Origin of the sequence: Nocardioides phosphati (genome assembly GCF_014646375.1) — a bacterium.
GTDB lineage: Bacteria > Actinomycetota > Actinomycetes > Propionibacteriales > Nocardioidaceae > Nocardioides > Nocardioides phosphati.
Map to the genome: position 1 here is coordinate 86971 of NZ_BMNI01000008.1, position 19292 is coordinate 106262.

General features: G+C 72.3%; 18 protein-coding genes. 3 read left to right on the plus strand and 15 right to left on the minus strand.

The genetic code is table 11. The features are described 5' to 3' along the window. Window positions 1-3: 3 nt before the first annotated feature. Together IEX47_RS14345 and IEX47_RS14350 are read left to right on the plus strand one after the other, a co-directional pair. Window positions 4-1146, plus strand: a complete 1143-nt coding sequence (locus IEX47_RS14345) for a sensor histidine kinase (protein ID WP_229662896.1) — start codon at window positions 4-6, stop codon at window positions 1144-1146. Next, window positions 1143-1823, plus strand: a complete 681-nt coding sequence (locus IEX47_RS14350) for a response regulator (protein ID WP_188784696.1) — start codon at window positions 1143-1145, stop codon at window positions 1821-1823. The genes IEX47_RS14345 and IEX47_RS14350 overlap by 4 nt, the downstream gene beginning before the upstream one ends. 64 nt (window positions 1824-1887) lie before the next feature. Here the strand turns inward: IEX47_RS14350 and curA are convergent, their stop codons facing one another. The 9 genes from curA to IEX47_RS14395 all read right to left on the minus strand — a co-directional run bounded on the left by curA (window position 1888) and on the right by IEX47_RS14395 (window position 10112). Beyond that, the gene (gene curA, locus IEX47_RS14355; RefSeq protein ID WP_188784697.1) at window positions 1888-2910 is read right to left on the minus strand and encodes an NADPH-dependent curcumin/dihydrocurcumin reductase; all 1023 of its coding nucleotides are present in this window, start codon (window positions 2908-2910) and stop codon (window positions 1888-1890) included. A gap of 3 nt (window positions 2911-2913) precedes the next feature. Further along, on the minus strand, window positions 2914-3894 hold the full coding sequence (locus tag IEX47_RS14360; RefSeq protein ID WP_188784698.1) for a phosphotriesterase family protein: 981 nt from the start codon (window positions 3892-3894) through the stop codon (window positions 2914-2916). Continuing rightward, a complete protein-coding gene (locus IEX47_RS14365) occupies window positions 3891-5126 on the minus strand; it encodes an acyl-CoA dehydrogenase family protein (protein WP_188784699.1) in 1236 nt (411 codons plus the stop codon). Before IEX47_RS14365 ends, IEX47_RS14360 begins: the two co-directional genes overlap by 4 nt. Beyond that, entirely contained in the window at window positions 5126-6166 is a 1041-nt protein-coding gene (locus tag IEX47_RS14370; protein WP_188784700.1) for a phosphotransferase family protein, read from the minus strand. Before IEX47_RS14370 ends, IEX47_RS14365 begins: the two co-directional genes overlap by 1 nt. Beyond that, window positions 6163-6840, minus strand: coding sequence for an HAD family hydrolase (locus IEX47_RS14375; protein WP_229662897.1), 678 nt, complete (start codon window positions 6838-6840; stop codon window positions 6163-6165). The genes IEX47_RS14370 and IEX47_RS14375 overlap by 4 nt, the downstream gene beginning before the upstream one ends. Continuing rightward, the gene (locus IEX47_RS14380; RefSeq protein ID WP_188784701.1) at window positions 6837-7832 is read right to left on the minus strand and encodes an NADPH:quinone oxidoreductase family protein; all 996 of its coding nucleotides are present in this window, start codon (window positions 7830-7832) and stop codon (window positions 6837-6839) included. The genes IEX47_RS14375 and IEX47_RS14380 overlap by 4 nt, the downstream gene beginning before the upstream one ends. Then, entirely contained in the window at window positions 7829-8617 is a 789-nt protein-coding gene (locus IEX47_RS14385; protein WP_188784702.1) for an SDR family oxidoreductase, read from the minus strand. The genes IEX47_RS14380 and IEX47_RS14385 overlap by 4 nt, the downstream gene beginning before the upstream one ends. After that, window positions 8614-9372, minus strand: coding sequence for an SDR family oxidoreductase (locus tag IEX47_RS14390; protein ID WP_188784703.1), 759 nt, complete (start codon window positions 9370-9372; stop codon window positions 8614-8616). Before IEX47_RS14390 ends, IEX47_RS14385 begins: the two co-directional genes overlap by 4 nt. 113 nt (window positions 9373-9485) lie before the next feature. Next, window positions 9486-10112 (minus strand): TetR/AcrR family transcriptional regulator, encoded by a 627-nt coding sequence (locus tag IEX47_RS14395; RefSeq protein WP_229662898.1) that lies wholly within the window; start codon window positions 10110-10112, stop codon window positions 9486-9488. Between the two features lie 123 nt (window positions 10113-10235). Here IEX47_RS14395 and IEX47_RS14400 point away from each other — a divergent pair, with 123 nt between their 5' ends. After that, window positions 10236-11387 (plus strand): acyl-CoA dehydrogenase family protein, encoded by a 1152-nt coding sequence (locus IEX47_RS14400; RefSeq protein ID WP_188784704.1) that lies wholly within the window; start codon window positions 10236-10238, stop codon window positions 11385-11387. A 35-nt stretch (window positions 11388-11422) separates the two neighbouring features. On the opposite strand, the gene IEX47_RS14405 is transcribed toward IEX47_RS14400, so the two are convergent. The 6 genes from IEX47_RS14405 to IEX47_RS14430 form a co-directional block, all read right to left on the minus strand. Beyond that, window positions 11423-11965: a type III secretion system chaperone family protein gene (locus IEX47_RS14405; RefSeq protein ID WP_188784705.1), complete on the minus strand. Its 543-nt coding sequence runs from the start codon at window positions 11963-11965 to the stop codon at window positions 11423-11425. Next, the gene (mshA, locus tag IEX47_RS14410; RefSeq protein ID WP_188784706.1) at window positions 11962-13218 is read right to left on the minus strand and encodes a D-inositol-3-phosphate glycosyltransferase; all 1257 of its coding nucleotides are present in this window, start codon (window positions 13216-13218) and stop codon (window positions 11962-11964) included. The genes IEX47_RS14405 and mshA overlap by 4 nt, the downstream gene beginning before the upstream one ends. A gap of 112 nt (window positions 13219-13330) precedes the next feature. Beyond that, window positions 13331-14191 (minus strand): formyltetrahydrofolate deformylase, encoded by an 861-nt coding sequence (purU, locus tag IEX47_RS14415; protein WP_229662899.1) that lies wholly within the window; start codon window positions 14189-14191, stop codon window positions 13331-13333. Further along, entirely contained in the window at window positions 14188-16797 is a 2610-nt protein-coding gene (locus IEX47_RS14420) for an AMP-binding protein (protein ID WP_229662900.1), read from the minus strand. The genes purU and IEX47_RS14420 overlap by 4 nt, the downstream gene beginning before the upstream one ends. Before the next feature lie 47 nt (window positions 16798-16844). Continuing rightward, entirely contained in the window at window positions 16845-17195 is a 351-nt protein-coding gene (locus IEX47_RS14425) for an STAS domain-containing protein (protein ID WP_188784707.1), read from the minus strand. Next, complete coding sequence (locus tag IEX47_RS14430; protein ID WP_188784708.1) at window positions 17192-19201, minus strand: ATP-binding SpoIIE family protein phosphatase; 2010 nt, start codon at window positions 19199-19201, stop codon at window positions 17192-17194. Before IEX47_RS14430 ends, IEX47_RS14425 begins: the two co-directional genes overlap by 4 nt. Window positions 19202-19292 lie beyond the last annotated feature (91 nt).

Below are 19292 nucleotides of genomic sequence, written 5' to 3' on the forward strand. Positions count from 1 at the left end.
GGCGTGACCACCGACCTGCTGCAGGCGACGATCGCCGCTGCCGCAGGCCTTGCCGTCGGCGGAGGCGCCACCCTCGCGTGGCACTACAGCGACCGGATCCTCAACCGCGAGCCCGAGACCCCCGCGCCGGCCGTACCGCCCGGCATCACCTCGGTCCTCTCCGTCCTGCGGCAGAGCGCCGTCGTCGTCGACGACCAGGACGTGGTGCTGCGCGCGAGCGCGCCGGCGTACGCCTTCGGGCTGGTGCACGGCAGCGGGATCCGCGACGACGCCCTGGCCGCGCTGATCCGCCAGGTGCGGCGCGACGGCCAGATCCGCGAGGCGGAGTTCGAGCTCGCGATGGGCACCCGCGGCCAGGTCCGCCACGTCACCGCCCGCGTCGCACCGCTCGGCTCGCGCCTGGTCCTCGCCCTCCTCGAGGACCGCACCCGCGAGCGCCGCGTCGACTCGATCCGCCGCGACTTCGTCGCGAACGTCAGCCACGAGCTCAAGACCCCGGTCGGCGCCATCCGGCTGCTCAGCGAGGCGGTCCACGACGCGTCCGACGACCCGGAGGCGGTCGAGCGGTTCGCGGGCCGGATGCTCAAGGAGAGCGACCGGCTCAGCCACCTGGTCCAGCAGATCATCGACCTCTCGCGGCTCCAGGGCGACGAGCCCGTCGCCCAGCCCGAGCCGGTCGCCGTCGACGAGATCGTCGCGGTCGCCGTCGACACCAGCGCCATCGACGCCCAGGCCAAGGGCATCGCCGTGGTCAGCGGGGGCGACACCGGTCTCCTCCTCAACGGCAGCAAGGACCAGCTGACCGTCGCGGTCAGCAACCTCGTCGCGAACGCCGTCCACTACTCGCGCGAGGGCTCCTCCGTCGCGGTCGCCGTGCGTGGCCTCGACGAGACCCTCGAGATCGCCGTCACCGACCAGGGCATCGGCATCCCCGCCGGCGACCTCGACCGGATCTTCGAGCGGTTCTACCGCGTCGACCCCGCCCGCCACCGCTCCACCGGCGGCACCGGCCTCGGCCTCTCCATCGTCAAGCACGTCGCCGCCACCCACGGCGGCGAGATCAAGGTCTGGTCCGTCGAGGGCGAGGGATCGACCTTCACCCTGACCCTTCCCCGTTTCATCCCCCACCAGGAGGAGAGCTCATGACCCGCGTACTCGTCGTCGAGGACGAAGAGAGCTACATCGACGCCCTGACGTACATGCTGCGCAAGGAGGGGTTCGAGGTCGCGGTCGCCACCAACGGCAACGACGCGCTGACCGAGTTCGACCGCAACGGTGCCGACATCGTCCTGCTCGACCTCATGCTCCCCGGCCTGCCCGGCACCGAGGTGTGCCGCCAGATCCGGCAGACCTCCTCGGTCCCCGTGATCATGGTGAGCGCCAAGGACGACGAGGTCGACAAGGTGGTCGGCCTCGAGCTCGGCGCCGACGACTACGTCACCAAGCCGTACTCCCCGCGCGAGCTGGTCGCCCGGATCCGCGCGGTCCTCCGCCGCGGCAGCGACACCGGCGACCTCGCCCCGCAGACGCTCGAGGCCGGCCCGGTTCGCATGGACGTCGAGCGCCACGTCGTGACCGTCGACGGCGTCGACACCCGGCTGCCGCTCAAGGAGTTCGAGCTCCTCGAGATGTTCCTGCGCAACCCCGGCCGCGTGCTCACCCGTGGCCAGCTGATCGACCGGGTCTGGGGCTCCGACTACGTCGGCGACACCAAGACCCTCGACGTCCACGTGAAGCGGCTGCGCGCCAAGCTCGAGCCGGACCCGTCCGACCCGAAGTACCTCGTCACCGTCCGCGGCCTGGGCTACAAGCTCGACCTCTGACGCACCCGCGCCGACGGGCCGCTCCTCGGGAGGAGCAGCCCGCCCGGCCGTCGTTGCGGTGAGGTCAGTCGGCGACCTTGACCAGGAGCTTGCCGACGTTGCGCCCCGCCGGCAGCCCGCGGAACGCCTCCGGCGTGTTCTCCAGGCCGTCGACGACGTCCTCGAGGTACCGCACGGTGCCGTCGGCGATCCACCCGGTCATGTCGCGCTGGAACTCCGCGCCGTGGGTCGGCAGGAACTCGTCCTGGATGAAGCCGCGCACCGTGAGGCTCTTCGTCAGAACCCGCCGCATGAACGCGGGCAGCCGGTCGTGGTCGCCCACCGGCTCGGTGCCGTTGTAGCCCGCGACCAGGCCGCAGACCGGCACCCGCGCGAAGCGGTTGAGTCGCCGGGTCACCTCGGTCGCGACATGGCCGCCGACGTTCTCGAAGTAGACGTCGATGCCGTCCGGCGTCGCGGCGGCGAGGTCGTCGCGCAGCGTCGGTGAGCGATGGTCGACGGCCGCGTCGAAGCCGAACTCCTCGAGCAGCAGCCGGCACTTCTCCGGGCCACCGGCGATGCCGACGGCACGCGCGCCCTTCGCCTTCGCGATCTGCCCGACCGCCGAGCCGACAGGACCCGTGGCCGCCGCGACGACCACGGTCTCCCCCGGCTTCGGCTGGCCGATCGCCAGCAGCCCGCCGTACGCCGTGAAGCCGGGCATGCCGAGCACGCCGAGCGCCGTCGTGACCGGCGCCGCGTCGGGGTCGAGCTTCTTCGTCATGCGGGCGTCGACCACGGCGTGGCTCTGCCAGCCGGTGTAGGCGAGCACGACGTCACCCACGGCACGACGGTCGGAGCGCGAGGCGATGACCTCGGAGACGGTCTGGCCGACCATCACGCCGCCGAGCGGGACGGGGTCGGCGTACGACTCGGCGTCGCTCATCCGGCCGCGCATGTAGGGGTCGAGCGAGAGGTAGAGCGTGCGGAGCACGACCTGGTCCTCCGCAGGCTCGGGGAGCTCCTCGGTAACGATCTCGAAGTCGCTGTCGAGCGGCTCGGCGACGGGTCGCGACGCCAGCCGGACCTGGGTGGTGGTGACGGCCATCGGCTACTTCCCCTCGAAGAACGTGCGGGGCACGTCGACGAGCATCGTGTCGATCTGCTCCTGGGTCATCCCGTGCTCGAGCACGTAGGGGAAGACGTCCTCGAAGAGGTGCGTGTAGTGCCACTGCGGCAGGAAGGCCATCACACCGGGGTCCACCCAGTCGATGTGGCAGCTGGCGTCCTGCGAGAGGACCATCCGGTCGGTGTAGCCGCGGCGCACCATCTCGAGGAGCGTGGCGGCGCGGTCCTCGAAGCTCACCTCGAGGTTGATGCCGAAGCGGTCCATCCCGAGGACGAAGCCGGCGTCGGCCAGCTCGGCGAGGTGGTCGCAGTCGCTGGTGTCGCCGCTGTGCCCGAGCACGATCCGGCCCGGGTCCACGCCCTCCTCGTCGCACATCACGCGCTTCACGTGGAGGCCCGCACGCGTGCCGGGGTGGGTGTGCACGGTGATCGGGACGCCGGTCTGCAGGTGGGCCTTGGCGACGGCCCGCATCACGCGCTCCACCCCCGGCGTCAGCCCCGGCTCGTCGATGGCGCACTTGAGCATGCCGGCCTTGACGCCCGTGCCGGCGATGCCGTCGCGGATGTCGCCCACGAACATGTCGACCATCGGGTCGGGCACCGACGCGCCGACCATCTCGTCGAGCGCCGGCCCGCGGTAGTGGAAGAACCAGGGCACGTCGTTGTAGGTGTACATGCCGGTCGCCACGACGATCTGGAGCGGCACCTGCTCGGCGATCCGCTGGATGCGCGGGAGGTAGCGCCCCAGCCCCACCACGGTCGGGTCCACGATCGTGCGTACGCCGGCGTCCCAGGCGCGCTGCAGCTTCACGACGGCGTCGGCGACCCGCGCGTCCTCCGAGCCCCACTCGTCCGGGTAGTTGGCCTGCACGTCGGAGGTCAGGACGAAGACGTGCTCGTGCATGAGCGTGACGCCGAGGTCGGCGCTGTCGACGGGGCCGCGGACGGTGTCGATGGTGGTCATGAGCGGCCCTCGCGGCGGTCCGCCTGGCGCCGGAGCTCGGCACGGGCGAGGGCGTTCTTGTGGACCTCGTCGGGACCGTCGGCGAAGCGCAGCGTGCGGATGCCGGCGATCATGTTGGCCAGGGGGAAGTCCTGGGACAGGCCGCCGGCGCCGTGGGTCTGGATCGCCTTGTCGAGGATCCACTCGACCGCCGCTGGCGTGGCGATCTTGATCATCTGGATCTCGGTGTGCGCGGCCTTGTTGCCCTGGGTGTCCATCAGCCAGGCGGCCTTGAGGCAGAGCAGGCGGAGCTGCTCGATCCGGACCCGCGACTCGGCGATCCAGTCGCGGATGACGCCCTGCTCCGAGAGCTTCCTGCCGAACGCGACGCGGCTGTCGGCGCGCTCACACATCAGCTCGACGGCCCGCTCCGCGATGCCGATCGACCGCATGCAGTGGTGGATCCGGCCCGGGCCGAGGCGCATCTGCGCGATCGCGAAGCCGTCGCCCTCGCCCATCAGGAGGTTCTCCGCCGGGACGCGTACGTCGGTGAAGCGCAGCTCGGCGTGGCCGCCGTGCTCGTGGTCGTCGTAGCCGAGCACGTGCATCGCGCGGACCACCTCGAAGCCGGGGGTGTCGCGCTCGACGAGGATCATCGACTGCTGGCGGTGCCGGTCGGCCGTGGGGTCGGTCTTGCCCATCACCACGAAGATCTTCGCGTTGGGGTTCATCGCGCCGGTGATCCACCACTTGCGCCCGTTGAGCACGTAGGAGTCACCGTCGCGCACGATGCTGAGCTCGACGTTCGTCGCGTCGGACGAGGCCACGTCGGGCTCGGTCATCGCGAACGCCGAGCGGATCTCGCCGTTGAGCAGCGGCTCGAGCCACTTCTTCTTCTGGGCGTCGCTGCCGGCGACCGCGAGCACCTCCATGTTGCCGGTGTCGGGGGCGGCACAGTTCATCGCGGCGGGCGCCAGGTGCATGCTGCGGCCGGAGATCTCGGCGAGCGTGGCGTACTGGACGTTGGTCAGGCCGCCGCCCTCCTCGCCGGGGAGGAAGAGGTTCCACAGGCCGCGCCTGCGGGCCTCGGCACGGAGCTCGCCGATGACCGGTGCGGAGTCCCAGGCCCAGCGGTCGTCGAGCTCCTCGAGCTGGTCGTGGAAGACCTTCTCCGCCGGGTAGACGTGGTGCTCCATGAAGTCGAGCATCGAGGCGCGGAGCTCCTCGGTACGGGCGTCGAACGCGAAGTCCATCAGTGGTTCTCCTTCATAGCAGCAAGGCCGGCGTCGAGAAGCGGATGGATCGCGTCGCCGATGGTGTCAAAGCCCTCCCCGACCGTCTGGCCCTGGAGGAAGCGGAAGTGGATGCCCTCGAGGATCGCGGCGAGCTTGTACGCCGCCAGCCCCAGGTAAAACCCGAAACGGGACAGGTCACGGTCACTGCCCTGGGCGTAACGCTCGACGATCTCCTCCTCGGACAGGAAGCCCGGGGCGGCCGAGGCGTTGGTGACCGCGAGGCCGCCGTCGGCCTCGCCGAGCCGGTGGTACATCAGCATCAGGGCGAGGTCAGCGAGCGGGTCGCCCAGCGTCGCCATCTCCCAGTCGAGCACGGCGGTGCACTGGTCGTGGTCGTCGACGAGGACGTTGTCGAGGCGGTAGTCACCGTGCACGATGCCCGCCGCGGACTCCTCCGGCACGTCGGCCGCGAGCAGTGCGTGGAGCTCGTCGGCCGCCGGCAGGTCGCGGCAGTACGACGCGTCCATCTGCTTCTTCCACCGGGCGACCTGACGGCCGAGGTAGCCCTCGGCCTTGCCGAAGTCGCCGAGCCCGACCGCCACCGGGTCGACCGCGTGCAGGGCGGCGAGGGTGTCGACCAGCCGCTCGGAGATCGTGCGGGTGCGCTCACGCCCGAGCGCGACCAGCTCATCGGCGAGCCGGTACGGCGTGCCGGTCACCCGCTCCATCACGTAGAACGGCGCACCGAGGACGCTGTCGTCGGCGCAGAGCCCGAAGGTCCGCGGTACCGGCACGGCGGTGTCGCGCAGGGCGGTCATGACGCGGTACTCACGCGACATGTCGTGGGCCGTCGCGAGCACGTGACCCAGCGGCGGGCGGCGGACCACCCACTCCTGGGCGCCGTCGGAGACGACGTACGTGAGGTTGGACTTGCCGCCGGCGATCATGGTCGCGCTCAGCGAGGAGCCCGCGCCGGGGATCTCCGCGGCGAACCAGGCGCCGAGCTTCGCCAGGTCGAGGCCGCGGGGCGAGCCGGACGCGGAGTCGGTGGTGGTCATGCGTGTGCCTCTCGGGAGGTGGGGGCGAGTGCGGGCACGAGGGCCGCGAGGGCGGCCCGGGTGCCGGCCGGATCCGTGTGGAGGAGGGCCCGGAGGCCGGCGGCGCGGGCGCCGAGGACGTTGGGCTCGGCGTCGTCGACGAAGAGGACGCGGTCAGCGGGGAGGCCGAGGCGCGCGACGGCGTGCGCGTAGATCGCCGCCTGCGGCTTGCGCAGCCCGACCTCGCCGGAGATGACGATCGGGTCGAAGAGCGTGTCGATCCGCTTGCGGGGGTAGGTGTTGCCCCAGCTGTTGGAGAGCAGGCCGACGCGGACTCCGCAGGCACGGAGCTCCTCGGCCAGCGCGAACATCGCGGCTTCGGGCCGCATCTCGGCGAACATCCGGCCGAGGATGCCCGTCGGCTCGGGCACCTCCCCCTCGACGGTGGTCAGCTCGGCGGCGAAGAGCTGCTCGAACTCCTCGATGCTGATCGCGCCGGTCTCGAGGCGGTGGATCGGCGTCTCCCAGTCGACGGTGCGGGAGAGCCACTGCTTCAGGGTCCGCGTGAACGACGCCGGGTCGATGCCGTCGGCCGCGTGCCACGCCCGGATCGACTCGCCCACGGGGCCGGTCATCACGCCGCCGTAGTCGAAGAGGACCGCGTCGACGAGCGGCTCGGGGCCTGCTCCGCTCACGACGCCGGCCCTGCGGCGTACACGACCCGGCCGACGGTGACGCCGTCGGCGAGACGCTGTACGCCGTCGGCCACGTCGGCGAGGGCGAGCCGCTCGCTGACGAGCGGCTTGACCAGGCCCTGGTCGGCCAGCTCGGTGAGCGCGCGGTGGCACTCCTGGACGGCGGGCGGGTCGTAGAGGTTGTAGAGGCCCCAGTGGAGGCCGACGATCGAGTAGTTCTTGACCAGCGCGTGGTTGAGCGCGGCCGACTGGATGTCGCCACCGGCGAAGCCGACCACGAGGATCCGGCCCTCGAAGGCGATGCACTTGGTCGAGCGGGCGTAGGTGTCACCGCCGACCGGGTCGTAGATGACGTCGGCACCGCGGCCGCCGGTCTCGGCCTTCACGACCTCGACGAAGTCCTGGGTGTGGCGGTCGATCACCACGTCGGCGCCGAGCCTGCGGGCGACCTCGGCCTTGTCCGGGCCTCCGACGACGCCGATCACGCGGGCGCCGGCGGCCTTGCCGAGCTGGACGGCGGCGCTGCCGACGCCACCGGCCGCGGCGTGGACGAGCAGGGTCTCGCCCGCCTTCAGCTGCGCGCGACGGTGCAGGCCGAACCAGCCGGTCTGGTAGCCGATGTAGAGGCTCGCGGCCTCGGCGTCGTCGAGCACGGCCGGGGCGGGGAAGGTGAGGCCCACGTCCATCACGGCGAGCTCGGCGAAGCCCCCGTGCGGCAGCACGGACGCCCCGACGACGCGGTCACCGACCTCGAACCCGCTCACGTCGGGACCCAGCGCCACGACCTCGCCGCAGAGCTCGACGCCCGGCGTGAAGGGCAGCTCCGGCTTGACCTGGTAGAGCCCACGGCACATCAGCGCGTCGGGGAAGTTCGCCGGCGACGCCAGGACGCGGACGACGAGCTGCCGCGGCCCCGGCTCGGGGTCGGGGACGTCGACCAGCTGCATCACCTTCGCGGGCTCGCCGAGCTCGCCCACCTGCCATGCCTTCATCGAGCACCCTCCTGGGAGTCCATCGCCTGCTGCAGCCTGTTCATGCTGCCGAGCCACCGATCGGTGTCTGCGACGCGGGCCCGGTAGTAGTCGCCCGCCTCGGGGTGCGGGAGGACGAGGAACCGGTCGTCCTGGAGCGCCGCCCAGGTCATCTCGGCGACCTCCTCCGGCGTACGTGCTCCGTCGCCGACGAGGATCGGCCGCATCGGGCCGCTGTCGGCGAGCATCGCGGTGTCGACGCCCTGCGGGCAGATCGCCTGCACGACGACGCCCTGGTGGCGGTAGGTCGCGGAGAGCCACTCCGCGAAGGCGACCGCACCGTGCTTGGTCACCGAGTACGTCGCCGTGCCCAGCGCCGTCAGCAGGCCCGCGGCCGAGGCGGTGACGACGTAGCGACCGCCGCCGCGCTCGATCCAGCCGGGGACCAGGAGCCGGGCGGCGCGGACGTGCGCCATCGTGTTGATCTCCCAGCTGGCGGCCCACTCGGCCTCGCTCGCGTCGAGCCCGAGGCCCCGGACCACGCCCGCGTTGCCGAACCACGCGTCGACCTGCCCGAGGTGCTCCTCGGCGGCCTTCACGAGGGCGGCCACGCCGGCCTCGGAGGCCGCGTCGCCGGGCACGGCGTGGGCGCCGATCTCGGCGGCGGTCACGGCGAGGCGCTCGGCGTCGATGTCGTTGACGACGACCCGCGCGCCCCCGGCGACCAGGCGGGCGGCGAGCGCCCTGCCGATGCCGCCGGCCGCGCCGGTGACGACGACGCCGCTGTCCTTCAGGGGGTGGCTCACTCGATCGCCCCGGCCAGCTTGAGGCCGCCGTCGGCGACGACCAGCTGACCGGTCAGCCACGAGGCCTCGTCCGACAGCAGGAACGCGACGAGGCTGCCGATGTCCTCCGGCTCGCCGAGTCGCTTGAGCGGGTAGCCCGCAGCGACGGCGTCCTCACGCCCGTCGTACAGCTTCTCCGCGAAGCGGGTCTTGACCACCGCTGGCGCGACGGCGTTGACCCGGACCGACGGCGCCATCTCGACCGCCATCAGCTCGGTGAGCGAGGCGAGCATCGCCTTGCTGGCTCCGTAGAAGCCGATGCCGGGAGCAGGCCGGACGGCCGAGAACGAGGAGACGTTGACGATCGCGCCGCCGTGCTCCTGCATCCACGCTCGCCATGCCTGCTGCACCCACGCGACGGCGGCGATGCAGTTGACCTCGACCACCTTGCGCGCGACGTCGAGGTCCAGGTCGACCAGCGGCCCGTACGCCGGGTTGATGCCGGTGTTGTTGACCAGGATGTCGAGGCTGCCGAAGGTCGCGATCGCCTGCCGGACCGTGTCGGCCTGGTGCTCCGCGTCGTCGGCCTTGCCCGCGACGCCCAGCGCGACGGAGGGCCCGCCGAGCGCGGCGACGGCTTCGTCGAGCGCCTCCTTCTTGCGGGCGGTGATGACGACGCGGGCGCCCTCGGTGACCAGCCGCTCGGCGATGGCCAGGCCGATGCCGCGGCTCGCTCCGGTGACGATCGCGGTCTTCCCCTCGAAGCGCATGCTCATGTGACCCAACCTCTCAGTTCCCTCGACGGATGACCAGACTTTCATACCATCCGGTCGGTATAGCGTGGAGGACGGCGTCGTCCGCTGTCAACGGCCTGCCCGAAGGGGCGGAGTCAGCCCGCGGTGATGCCGGCGAGGAAGAGGTCGGCGAACGAGCGTCCGACCTCGGCGCCACTGAGCCGCCCCCGCGGGTTCCACCACATCGGCAGGTGGTGGACCGAGCCGAAGAAGTAGTCGACAGCGAGCTCGGGGTCGACCTCGGCACGGAACGCCCCGGCCTCCTGGCCCGCGACCACCATCGAGCGGAAGAGCTCGTGGTAGCGGCGACGGTCACGGCGTACGGCGCGCTGCTGGGCCTCGCCGAGCTGGTGCAGGGAGCGGAAGAAGATCGTCGCGCTCTCGATGTTCTCGATCGTGGTGGCGACGACGTCGGTGGCGGCGGCGTGGACCCGCTCGGCGATCGGGAGGTCCTGCGCGGCGACCCGCTCGAGGCGCTCCATCTGCATCCGCAGCACGCGGGCGTAGATCTCGTGGAGGAGGTCCTCCTTGGAGCCGAAGTAGTGGTACATCGCGCCCTTGGTGACCCCGGCCGCGGTCACGACGTCCTGGACCGACGTGCCCTCGAACCCCTTCTCGGCGAAGAGCCGCAGCGCGGCGCTCACGAGGCGCTCGGGCACGGTCCGGCCGTCGACCGTCGAGGGCGGCCGACCGAGGCGGCGTACGGGCTCGGCGGGTGCCACGGGTCCTCCACTTCGGGTCGGGGTCGGGACCACACCCTAGCCGCGGCGTGCTACACCAGACCTGTCCCGCCGGGCGTCCGGCGGGCACTTCCACGCGCAGCCCTCATCCCCCGGAGGAAATCGATGCACCGCACCGTCTACGACGAGGACCACGAGTCGTTCCGCCAGACCCTTCGCGCCTTCATCGACGCGGAGGTCGTGCCCCACTACGACGAGTGGTTCCAGGCCGGCATCGTGCCGCGCGAGCTCTACACCAAGCTCGCGGAGCTCGGCATCTTCGGCATCGAGGTGCCCGAGGAGTACGGCGGCGCCGGCATCGAGAGCCACAAGTTCACCGCGATCCAGTACGAGGAGACCGCCCGCGCGGGCGTGACCTTCGGCGGCTCCGGCGTCCACGTGCTGCTCGCCCTGCCGTACATCAAGATGCTCGCGACCGAGGAGCAGAAGCAGCGCTACCTGCCGAACTTCGTCTCCGCCGAGGAGATGTGGGCACTCGCGATGACCGAGCCCGGAGCCGGCTCCGACCTCGCCGGCATGCGCACGACGGCCAAGCGCGACGGCGACCACTACGTGCTCAACGGCGCCAAGACCTTCATCACCGGCGGCGTCCTCGCCGACCGGGTGATCGTCTGCGCCCGCACCAGCCCGCCGCGCGACGACGACCGCCGCTTCGGCATCTCGCTCTTCGCCGTCGACGCCCACTCCGACGGCTACACGGTCGGCCGCAAGCTCGACAAGCTCGGCCTGCGCACCTCCGACACCGCCGAGCTCTCCTTCGAGGACGTCCGGGTCCCCGTCGAGGACCTCCTCGGCGAGGAGAACCAGGGCTTCTCCTACCTCGGTCGCAACCTGCCCTCGGAGCGCTGGGGCATCGCCCACGGCGCCTACGCGCAGGCCGAGGCCGCGGTCCGCTTCGCCAAGGACTACGTCCAGCAGCGCACGATCTTCGGCAAGACGGTGGCGTCGTTCCAGAACACCAAGTTCGAGCTGGCCGCCTGCAAGGCGGAGGTCGACGCCGCCCAGGCCGTCGCCGACCGCGCCCTCGAGGCGCTCGACGCCGGCGAGCTGACCCCCGCCGAGGCGGCGTCCGCGAAGGTCTTCTGCACCGAGGTCGCGCACCGCGTGATCGACCGCTGCCTGCAGCTCCACGGCGGCTACGGCTTCATCAACGAGTACCCCATCGCCCGGCTGTACGCCGACAACCGCGTCAACCGCATCTACGGCGGCACGACCGAGGTGATGAAGACGATCATCGCCAAGGACATGGGGCTCTGAGCCCCGCGCGTCCCGGCGCCGCTGCTGCCCCTCGGTCAGCCGGCGTCGGGGCGCAGGTGCTGGAACGCCTCGAGGTTCTTCGTCGACTCGCCGTGCGAGAGCCGCCACTCCCACTCCTTGCGGATGGACGAGGCGAAGCCCAGGTCGAGGATCGTGTTGAACGAGTTGTCGGCGACGTTGAGCACCGTGCCGAGGATCCGGTCGAGGTCGTCGGTCGTCACGCTGCTCAGCGGCAGCCGCGCGTCGAGGTAGATGTCGCCGTCCTTGTCGACCGCGAACGCCACGGCGTACAGGCGGAGGTTCTTCTCGAGCAGCCACCGGTAGACGCCGACGTGGTTCTCGTCGGGGTTGCGGCAGACGAACGCGTGGATGCCGAGCGCGTGCGGACCGAGGTCGAGGCGGACCGGGGTCTGCAGCTTCTTCTCGCCGGGCAGCGCGAAGGAGAGCTGGCCGGGGACCTTCTCCTCGTAGTCGATGCCGTTGTCGTCGAGCCAGGCGCGCACGACGGCGGCCTCCTGCTCGGGGATCTGGTTGGCCAGACCGGACAGGTCGTCGGGCAGCTCCGCGGGCGATGTCATCCGACAGCCAGCTCCTCACGCATCAGGCGGGCCGCCTGCTCATAGACCTCGAGCGTGCGGTCCGCGGTTCGTTCCCAGGAGAAGTGTCGCGCCTGCTCGCGCGCACCGATCGCGAGGTTCAGCTCGAGGACGGGGTCCTCGATGACCCGGCGCAGGGCGTTGGCCCAGTCGCGGGGCTCGTGCGTCGGCACGAGGAGCCCCGAGTGCCCCTGCCGTACGACCGTCGGGAGCCCGCCGACGTCGGCCGCGACCACCGGGGTCCCCGTCGCCTGCGCCTCGACCGCGACGAGCCCGAAGGACTCGTTGTAGCTCGGCACGGCCACGAGCGTGGCCGCCGCCATCCACAGCGCGAGCTGGTCCTGCCGGACCGGCGGCACGAAGCGGACGACGTCGTCGATCCGGAGGTCGCGCGCGAGGTCGGCGAGTGCCGTGGGGTGCTCGAGGCCGGAGCCGGAGGGGCCGCCGACGACCGGCACGACGAGGCGCGAGCGGAGCGCGGGCGACTCGGCGAGCAGCACCGCGACCGCGCGGAGCAGCACGTCGGGAGCCTTGAGCGGCTGGATCCGGCCGGCGAAGAGCAGCACGTGGGCGTCGACGGGCAGCCCGAGCGCCTCGCGGGCGGCGGCCTTGTCGACGGGGCGGAAGCGGTGGAGGTCCACGCCGGGGTGGACGACCTCGACGCGGCCGGGCTCCGCGTCGTACAGGTTGATGAGCTGCTTGGCCTCGATGTCGGTGTTGGCGATCAGCATGTCGGCGGACTCGACGACCTGCTCCTCGCCGATGACGCGGGCCGACGGCTCGGGGGTGTCGCCCTCGGCGAGGGACTCGTTCTTGACCTTCGCCATCGTGTGCATCGAGTGGACGAGCGGCACGCCCCAGCGGTCGCGCGCGAGCGCGCCGACCTGGCCGGAGAGCCAGTAGTGGGAGTGGATCGCGGCGTAGCGACCAGGGCGGGCGGAGGCCTCGACGCGCATGACCTCGCGGGCGAAGGTGCACATCTGGCCGGGCAGCTCCACCTTGCCGAGCCCCTCGAACGGGCCGGCGTGGATGTTGCGCACCAGGATCCGGTCGCCGACCTCGACGACCTGCGGGGCGCGACTGGAGGTGGCCCGGGTGAAGACGTCGACCCCGATGCCGCGCTCGGCGAGGCGGCGCGAGAGCTCGAGGACGTAGACGTTCATGCCGCCGGCGTCACCGGTGCCGGGCTGGTCGAGCGGGGAGGTGTGCATGCTGACCATCGCGATGCGGGTCATGCGTCCTCCTCCTCGAGCAGACGGCGGGCCCGACGCGACATGCGGGGGCTCCAGCGGCGACAACCACGTACCCCGTGCCGGCATTCCCGCAACCACCCGCGGCCGGCTGCGGTCAGGCGAAGACGATCGTGCGGACGCCCACCATCAGGACGCGGTCCTCGGCGTGACGGGCGACGGCGCGCGAGAGCACGAGCCGCTCGACGTCGCGGCCGTGGGCGACGAGCTGGTCGGCGGTCCACGCGTGGTCGACGCGGGTCACGTCCTGCTCGATGATCGGCCCCTCGTCGAGGTCGGCCGTGACGTAGTGGGCGGTCGCGCCGATCAGCTTCACGCCCCGCGCGTGCGCCTGGTGGTAGGGCTTCGCACCCTTGAAGCCGGGCAGGAACGAGTGGTGGATGTTGATGATCCGGCCGGGCAGCTGCGAGCAGAGGTCGTCGGAGAGCACCTGCATGTAGCGGGCCAGCACGACGAAGTCGACGGCGTGCTCCTCGACGAGCGCAAGCAGCTGCGCCTCGGCCGCCGGCTTCGTCTCGCGCGTCACCGGGACGTGCACGAACGGGATGCCGTGGCGCTCCGCGATCGGCTGCAGGTCGGTGTGGTTGGAGACGATCACCGGGATGTCGACCGGCAGCTCGCCGTTCTCCCAGCGGTAGAGGAGGTCGAGCAGGCAGTGGTCCGCCTTGCTCACCATCAGCAGGACGCGCCGCCTCTGCGACTCCGGCCGCAGCGTGATCGTCACGTCGTACGCCGCCAGTGCCTCGTCGATCAGGCTCCGCACCGCCCCGGCGTCGGCCAGCGGGCTGTCGAACTCCGTGCGCATGCTGAACGTGCCCGTGTCCGGGTCGGAGTACTGCTTGTTGTCGACGATGTTGCCCTGCGCCTGCACGACGCCCTCGGCGAAGGCGCGGATGATGCCGGGCTGGTCGGGGCAGCGGAGGGTGAGCACGTAGCGGTCCATAACGGCCCCCATCATGCTGCACGCCGCTTGAGCGCCGCCTCTCCGCGGGTCCACAGCCGCCAGGCGAGGACGCCGGCGACGAGCGAGAGCAGGGTGGCGAGGACGGGGATCCGGTTCTCCAGGTGCGGGTAGATCTCCCAGTGCACGAGGTAGATCCACATCGACGACGACGCCAGCGCGCCGACCACCGGCACGACCCGCGCCGGCACCCGCACGTCGCGGAGCCAGGTCAGCGCGAGCACGCCGAGGACCACGTAGGCGTCGCGCGCGGGCTCGTGCTCGAAGAAGCTCCAGAGCGTGCCGGCCGCGAGGGCACTGACCAGCAGCCGCTGGCGCGTCGACGCCGCACGGGCGGCGGCCCAGCCGAGGGCGAAGATGAAGAAGACGATCTGGGCGCGGTGCATGTAGTCGCCGCCCCCGAGGTGGAGCGGGCCGAGCACGAACGCGCGCTGGTCGAGGTCGCCGCCCGGCCAGGCGCGCAGGCCGTAGCGCGGCACCAGCCCGACCAGTACGAGCGCCAGGGGGAAGCCGAACGGGTGCCGCCGGTTGAGCCGGTCGAGCGCCGGCACCGCGAGGAGCGCCGCAGCAGCGAGCATCAGCAGCAGCGCGACCTCGATGAACCAGTAGCGCCACTGCGGGTTGACCCAGTGGTCGGGACCGAGCAGCCAGTTGAGGAGCAGCACCTGCTTCCACCCGACGCCCGCCTTGTACGTCGACACGATGCCGATCACGAGCACGGCGGGGCCTGCGATGCGGGCCGCGCTGCGGAGGACCGCACGTGTCCGCTCGGCGCGCGGCAGGTCGGCGTGGAAGCGGGAGAAGTTGAAGCCGAGCACGGCGAAGAGCGTGTGGGCGCCGCCCAGCAGCACGAAGAGGTTGGCGTGGCTGCCGACGATCGTGACGATCGCGAGCGCACGCAACAGGACGGTCGTCTCGACGGTCCGCGAGCTGCGGAACCAGCGGGACGGCCGCGCGTGGGCACGGTCGGTCGACGCGTGCCCGGCGAGCTCCTCCGCGCTGCGCGAGGTCCAGTCACCCGGGAGGCCCCCGAGCAGTGCCTCGAGCCGCAGCGACGCCTCGACGTACGACAGGGAGTCGCCGCCGAGCGAGCGGAAGGAGTCGGCCTCGGTGGCGGGTCGTCCGAGCAACGTGGCGAAGAGCGCGGCGACGTGCGCGCCGGTGACGGCATCGGGCACGGCGCCGGGCAGGGCGACGTCCGCGGCCCCCAGCGCCGCGATCGACCGGTAGTCGACCTTGCCGCTGGCCAGCCGCGGGAGGTCGGCCGGCGTGACGATGCGTACGCCGGCGGGCGGGAGGCCGGTCGCCTCACGCACCGCGTCGCGCACGCGCGCGGTGTCGACCGCAGCAGCACCCGAGGCGACCGCGACGACGAGGGCGTCTCCCCCGTCGGCGGCCGCAGCCACCGTGCCGGCGGCGAGCAGGGCCCGCTCGACCCTGTCGAGGTCGACCCGGAGGCCGAAGACCTTCGCGATGCGGGAGCAGCGGCCGACCACCTCGAAGAGGCCGTCGTCGCGCTGGCGGCCGAGGTCGCCGGTGCGCAGCTCGTGGACCGTGCGGCCCAGCGCGAGGTCGTCCGGCGTCGTCGCGTAGCCGAGCATCACGTTGTCGCCGCGGTAGACCAGCTCGCCGATCTCCGGGTCCGCGTGCAGGTCGGGGCGGTGCTCGACCGTGAGCGAGCCGCCGGGGATCGGGATGCCGATCGTCTCCGGGGCGGCCTCGGCGAGGTGCGGCGGCAGGAAGGCCATCCGCGCGGTGGCCTCGGTCGCGCCGTACATGACGACGAGGTCCCAGCCGTGCGCGGCGCCGCGCCGCGCGTGCCGCTCGACCGCCTCGGGGGCGAGCCGCCCGCCGGCCTGGGTGAGGTAGCGCAGCGTCGGCAGCTCGGCGCCGGTGAAGCCCAGCGTCTCGAGCATCTCGAAGGTGTGCGGCACGCCGGGGAACGTGGTCACGCCGGCCGCGCGCGCCTCCTCCCAGAAGGCCGCGTCGGTCACCGAGCGGTCGGTCAGGTGGACCGTCGCACCCGCGACCAGGTGGCTGTGGACGACGCTGAGGCCGTAGCAGTAGTGCACGGGGAGCGTCGTCGCAGCGACGTCGGAGGCGCGCACCCCGAGGTAGTCGGCGATCGCGCGGGCGTTGGAGAGCAGGTTGTCGTGGCTCAGGCGGACCAGCTTCGGCGAGCCCGTCGAGCCGGAGGTGGAGAGCAGCAGCGCGAGGTCGGGGTGGAGCTCGTGCGCAGAGGTCGCACGGCGCTCCTCGAGGCCGGACCCGTCCCACACCACGTCCGGGTCGTACGCCGCCACGAGCGCGTCACGCGCGGCCCCGGGCCCGGTGAGCAGCACGGGGCAGCCGGCGGCCGCAGCGCCCAGCCAGGCGACGAGGGTGTCGGCGTCGTTGGCCGCCTCGACGAGCACCAGCCGGCGAGCCGGGCCGAGCGCGGCGGCGAAGGCCTCGACGCGGCCGGCCAGGTCGGCGTACGAGAGGCCGGATCCGGCGCCGTTGCCCGTCAGCGCCGTCTGCTCGCCGTGGCGGGCGAGGAGGCGCACGAGCGGCGCGACACGGCGTTCGCCGGCGGGCAGCTCGAGGGGATGGGTGACGGACACCGGACGATGATATGAGGTAAGCCTTACCTGTGTCGCCGCGATCTGCGTCACGGAGGTCCGGGCGGCCCTCCCTCGAGCGTGTCCATGACCGGGATCACCTGCGGCACGCCGGTCAGCTCCAGCACCCGCCGGATCGGCGAGCCGGGCGGCACGACGAGCCGCAGCTCCTGGCGGCTGTAGGCGATCCGCTGGCGGAGCTGGAAGAGCATCGCGATCCCGGAGCTGTCCAGGAAGGACACCGCGGAGAGGTCGACCGTGATCGTCGTGGCCCCGCTGCGGACCGCGTCGCCGATCTCGTCGAGCACGTCGCGCGCGTTGGAGAGGTCGATCTCGCCCCTCACCTGCACCACCCGCATGTCGGCGACGTCCAGGGCCACCACGTCGGCGATCTCGCTCATGTCCCCTCCTCCGGCCGGAGGTCCCGGCGCATGACGACCTCGGTCCCGTTCGCCATGCGGCGCACCTCCACCTCGTCCATCACGGCACGCGCGAGGTGGAGTCCCCAGCCGCCGCCGCGGTCGGCCTCGGGACGCCACACGCCCCGGTCCCGGACCACGACCTCGATGCCGGACCCGGCCCGCCGTACGTCGAGCTCCAGGGTCCCGGACACGCCGCCGTAGGCGTGCTCGACGACGTTGTTGCACGCCTCGCCACAGGCGAGAAGGACCTCTCCCGCGACCTCGTCGTCGACGCCGGCCTCGCGCAGCCACCGCCGCATGGCGAGCCGGACCTGGACCAGCAACTCCGGCTCCGCGGGGACGTCGATGTGCAGGGGCGCGCCGTCCGACGGGTGTGTCCGCAGCACGAGGAGCGCGACGTCGTCCCCGACGGTCTCCTGGTCCTCCAGCAGGGCCAGGAGACCGTTGCACATCTCCTCGACGCCGGCTCCGGCCAACGTCGCGGCGCTCGCCCGCAACTGGTCGAGCCCGACCTGGATCGAGATGCCACGCTGCTCGACGAGGCCGTCGGTGTACATCACCAGCGTGGCGCCGGGACGGAGCACGAGGCTGCCCTCGGCGTACCTGGTCGTGGCCGAGACCGCGAGCGGCGGAGACGACGCCTCGACCGTGAACGCCGCACCCTCGGCATCGACCACGAGGGCCGGCGGATGGCCGGCGTTGGCGAACCTGACGATGCTCGAGGCCGGGTCGTAGAGCAGGTAGAGCAGGGTCGTCATCGTGGCGCCGGGCGACTGCGCGGCGAGCTGCTGCAGGCCGGCCATCACGGAGACCGGGGACGGGTCCTGCAGCGCGTAGGCCCGCACGGCCATCCGCACCTGGCCCATGGTCGCGGCGGCCTCGAGGCCATGGCCGGCGACGTCGCCGATCACCAGGCCGAGCCGGCCCGCGGACAGCGGCACCACGTCGTACCAGTCGCCGCCGACCTGCATGTCGGAGCTGGCGGGGATGTAGCGGGCCGCGATCTCGACGCCAGGCGTCGCCGGCAGGCGCCCCGGCAGCAGGGTCTGCTGCAGCGCCACCGCGATCTCGTGCTCACGCTCGCGGCGCGCGTCGGCGCGGACGAGCAGGAGCGCAGCCGTACGCCGCCGCTCGGTCACCACGGCGGCCAGGAAGAACGACATCAGGGCGACGCTCGCGTTGAACGCCTGCAGGGTCAGCATCCGGGCGAGGAGGCTGCCGTGGTCGAAGGTGCCGACCCCCTGGGCCGCCGACCACGTGGTCGCCACCGAGGCGGCCAGCGCCGCCGGCGCGGCCCCGCGCAGCTGCAGCCGCCAGGCCGCCAGCCCGAGGAACGGCAGCATCGGGAAGAGCACCGGCAGGTCCGCACGGAGCCCGAGCAGGGAGATCACCGCGACGCACACGCAGATCGCCCCGGCCTCGACCCACTCGCGCAGGCGCCAGGCGGGCTGCTCCCAGAAGAGCGGCACGGCGAGGAGCATCGGCGCAACCAGGAGGACTCCCATGGTGTCGCCGGTCCACCAGACCGCCCAGGCCCCGAGGAACCGCTCGCTCGCGACGGCTCCGGAGGCGACGAGGGTCGCGGTGCCAATGGTCGCGCTGACCACGCCACTCGCCAGGGCGCAGACCACGACCAGGTGGGCGTCGCGCTGCCGGTCGAGCTCGCGCCGGAAGCCGAACCGCTGCAGCAGCAGCGCGGCGGCGAGCGGCGCCAGCAGGTTGCCCACGGCCGTGACGCCGGCAGCGAGCGGGTTCGCGCTGATCGGCAGGTTGACCAGGAACGCCGCGATCACCACCGCCGGCCACATCGACCGCCCGAAGAGAACGAACGCCGCCACCGCGATGCCGGTCGGTGGCCACAGGGGCGTCACGTTGTCCGCGACCAGGGAGAGCCCGAGCCCCAGACGTGCGCCGACGTAGTAGGCCAGCGCCACGGCGAGGAGGGCGGCGATCCGTCGGGTCGCACCGCCAGCCGCCTCGTTCATTCGCCCAGAATGCCCGAGTCGCCGCGCGATCGACGACCTTTCCGCGGACCGGCCGTCGATCGCGCGGCGACCGATCTGGCAGACTCCCCGC

Bases quoted from the DNA above. Each gene is read 5' to 3' on its own strand.
- IEX47_RS14400 (WP_188784704.1), top strand. From the start codon at position 10,236: ATGCACCGCACCGTCTACGACGAGGACCACGAGTCGTTCCGCCAGACC.
- IEX47_RS14370 (WP_188784700.1), bottom strand. From the start codon at position 6,166: ATGACCACCACCGACTCCGCGTCCGGCTCGCCCCGCGGCCTCGACCTG.
- purU (WP_229662899.1), bottom strand. From the start codon at position 14,191: ATGATGGGGGCCGTTATGGACCGCTACGTGCTCACCCTCCGCTGCCCC.
- IEX47_RS14390 (WP_188784703.1), bottom strand. From the start codon at position 9,372: ATGAGCATGCGCTTCGAGGGGAAGACCGCGATCGTCACCGGAGCGAGC.
- IEX47_RS14380 (WP_188784701.1), bottom strand. From the start codon at position 7,832: ATGAAGGCATGGCAGGTGGGCGAGCTCGGCGAGCCCGCGAAGGTGATG.
- curA (WP_188784697.1), bottom strand. From the start codon at position 2,910: ATGGCCGTCACCACCACCCAGGTCCGGCTGGCGTCGCGACCCGTCGCC.
- IEX47_RS14360 (WP_188784698.1), bottom strand. From the start codon at position 3,894: ATGACCACCATCGACACCGTCCGCGGCCCCGTCGACAGCGCCGACCTC.
- mshA (WP_188784706.1), bottom strand. From the start codon at position 13,218: ATGACCCGCATCGCGATGGTCAGCATGCACACCTCCCCGCTCGACCAG.
- IEX47_RS14350 (WP_188784696.1), top strand. From the start codon at position 1,143: ATGACCCGCGTACTCGTCGTCGAGGACGAAGAGAGCTACATCGACGCC.
- IEX47_RS14365 (WP_188784699.1), bottom strand. From the start codon at position 5,126: ATGGACTTCGCGTTCGACGCCCGTACCGAGGAGCTCCGCGCCTCGATG.
- IEX47_RS14430 (WP_188784708.1), bottom strand. From the start codon at position 19,201: ATGAACGAGGCGGCTGGCGGTGCGACCCGACGGATCGCCGCCCTCCTC.
- IEX47_RS14425 (WP_188784707.1), bottom strand. From the start codon at position 17,195: ATGAGCGAGATCGCCGACGTGGTGGCCCTGGACGTCGCCGACATGCGG.
- IEX47_RS14405 (WP_188784705.1), bottom strand. From the start codon at position 11,965: ATGACATCGCCCGCGGAGCTGCCCGACGACCTGTCCGGTCTGGCCAAC.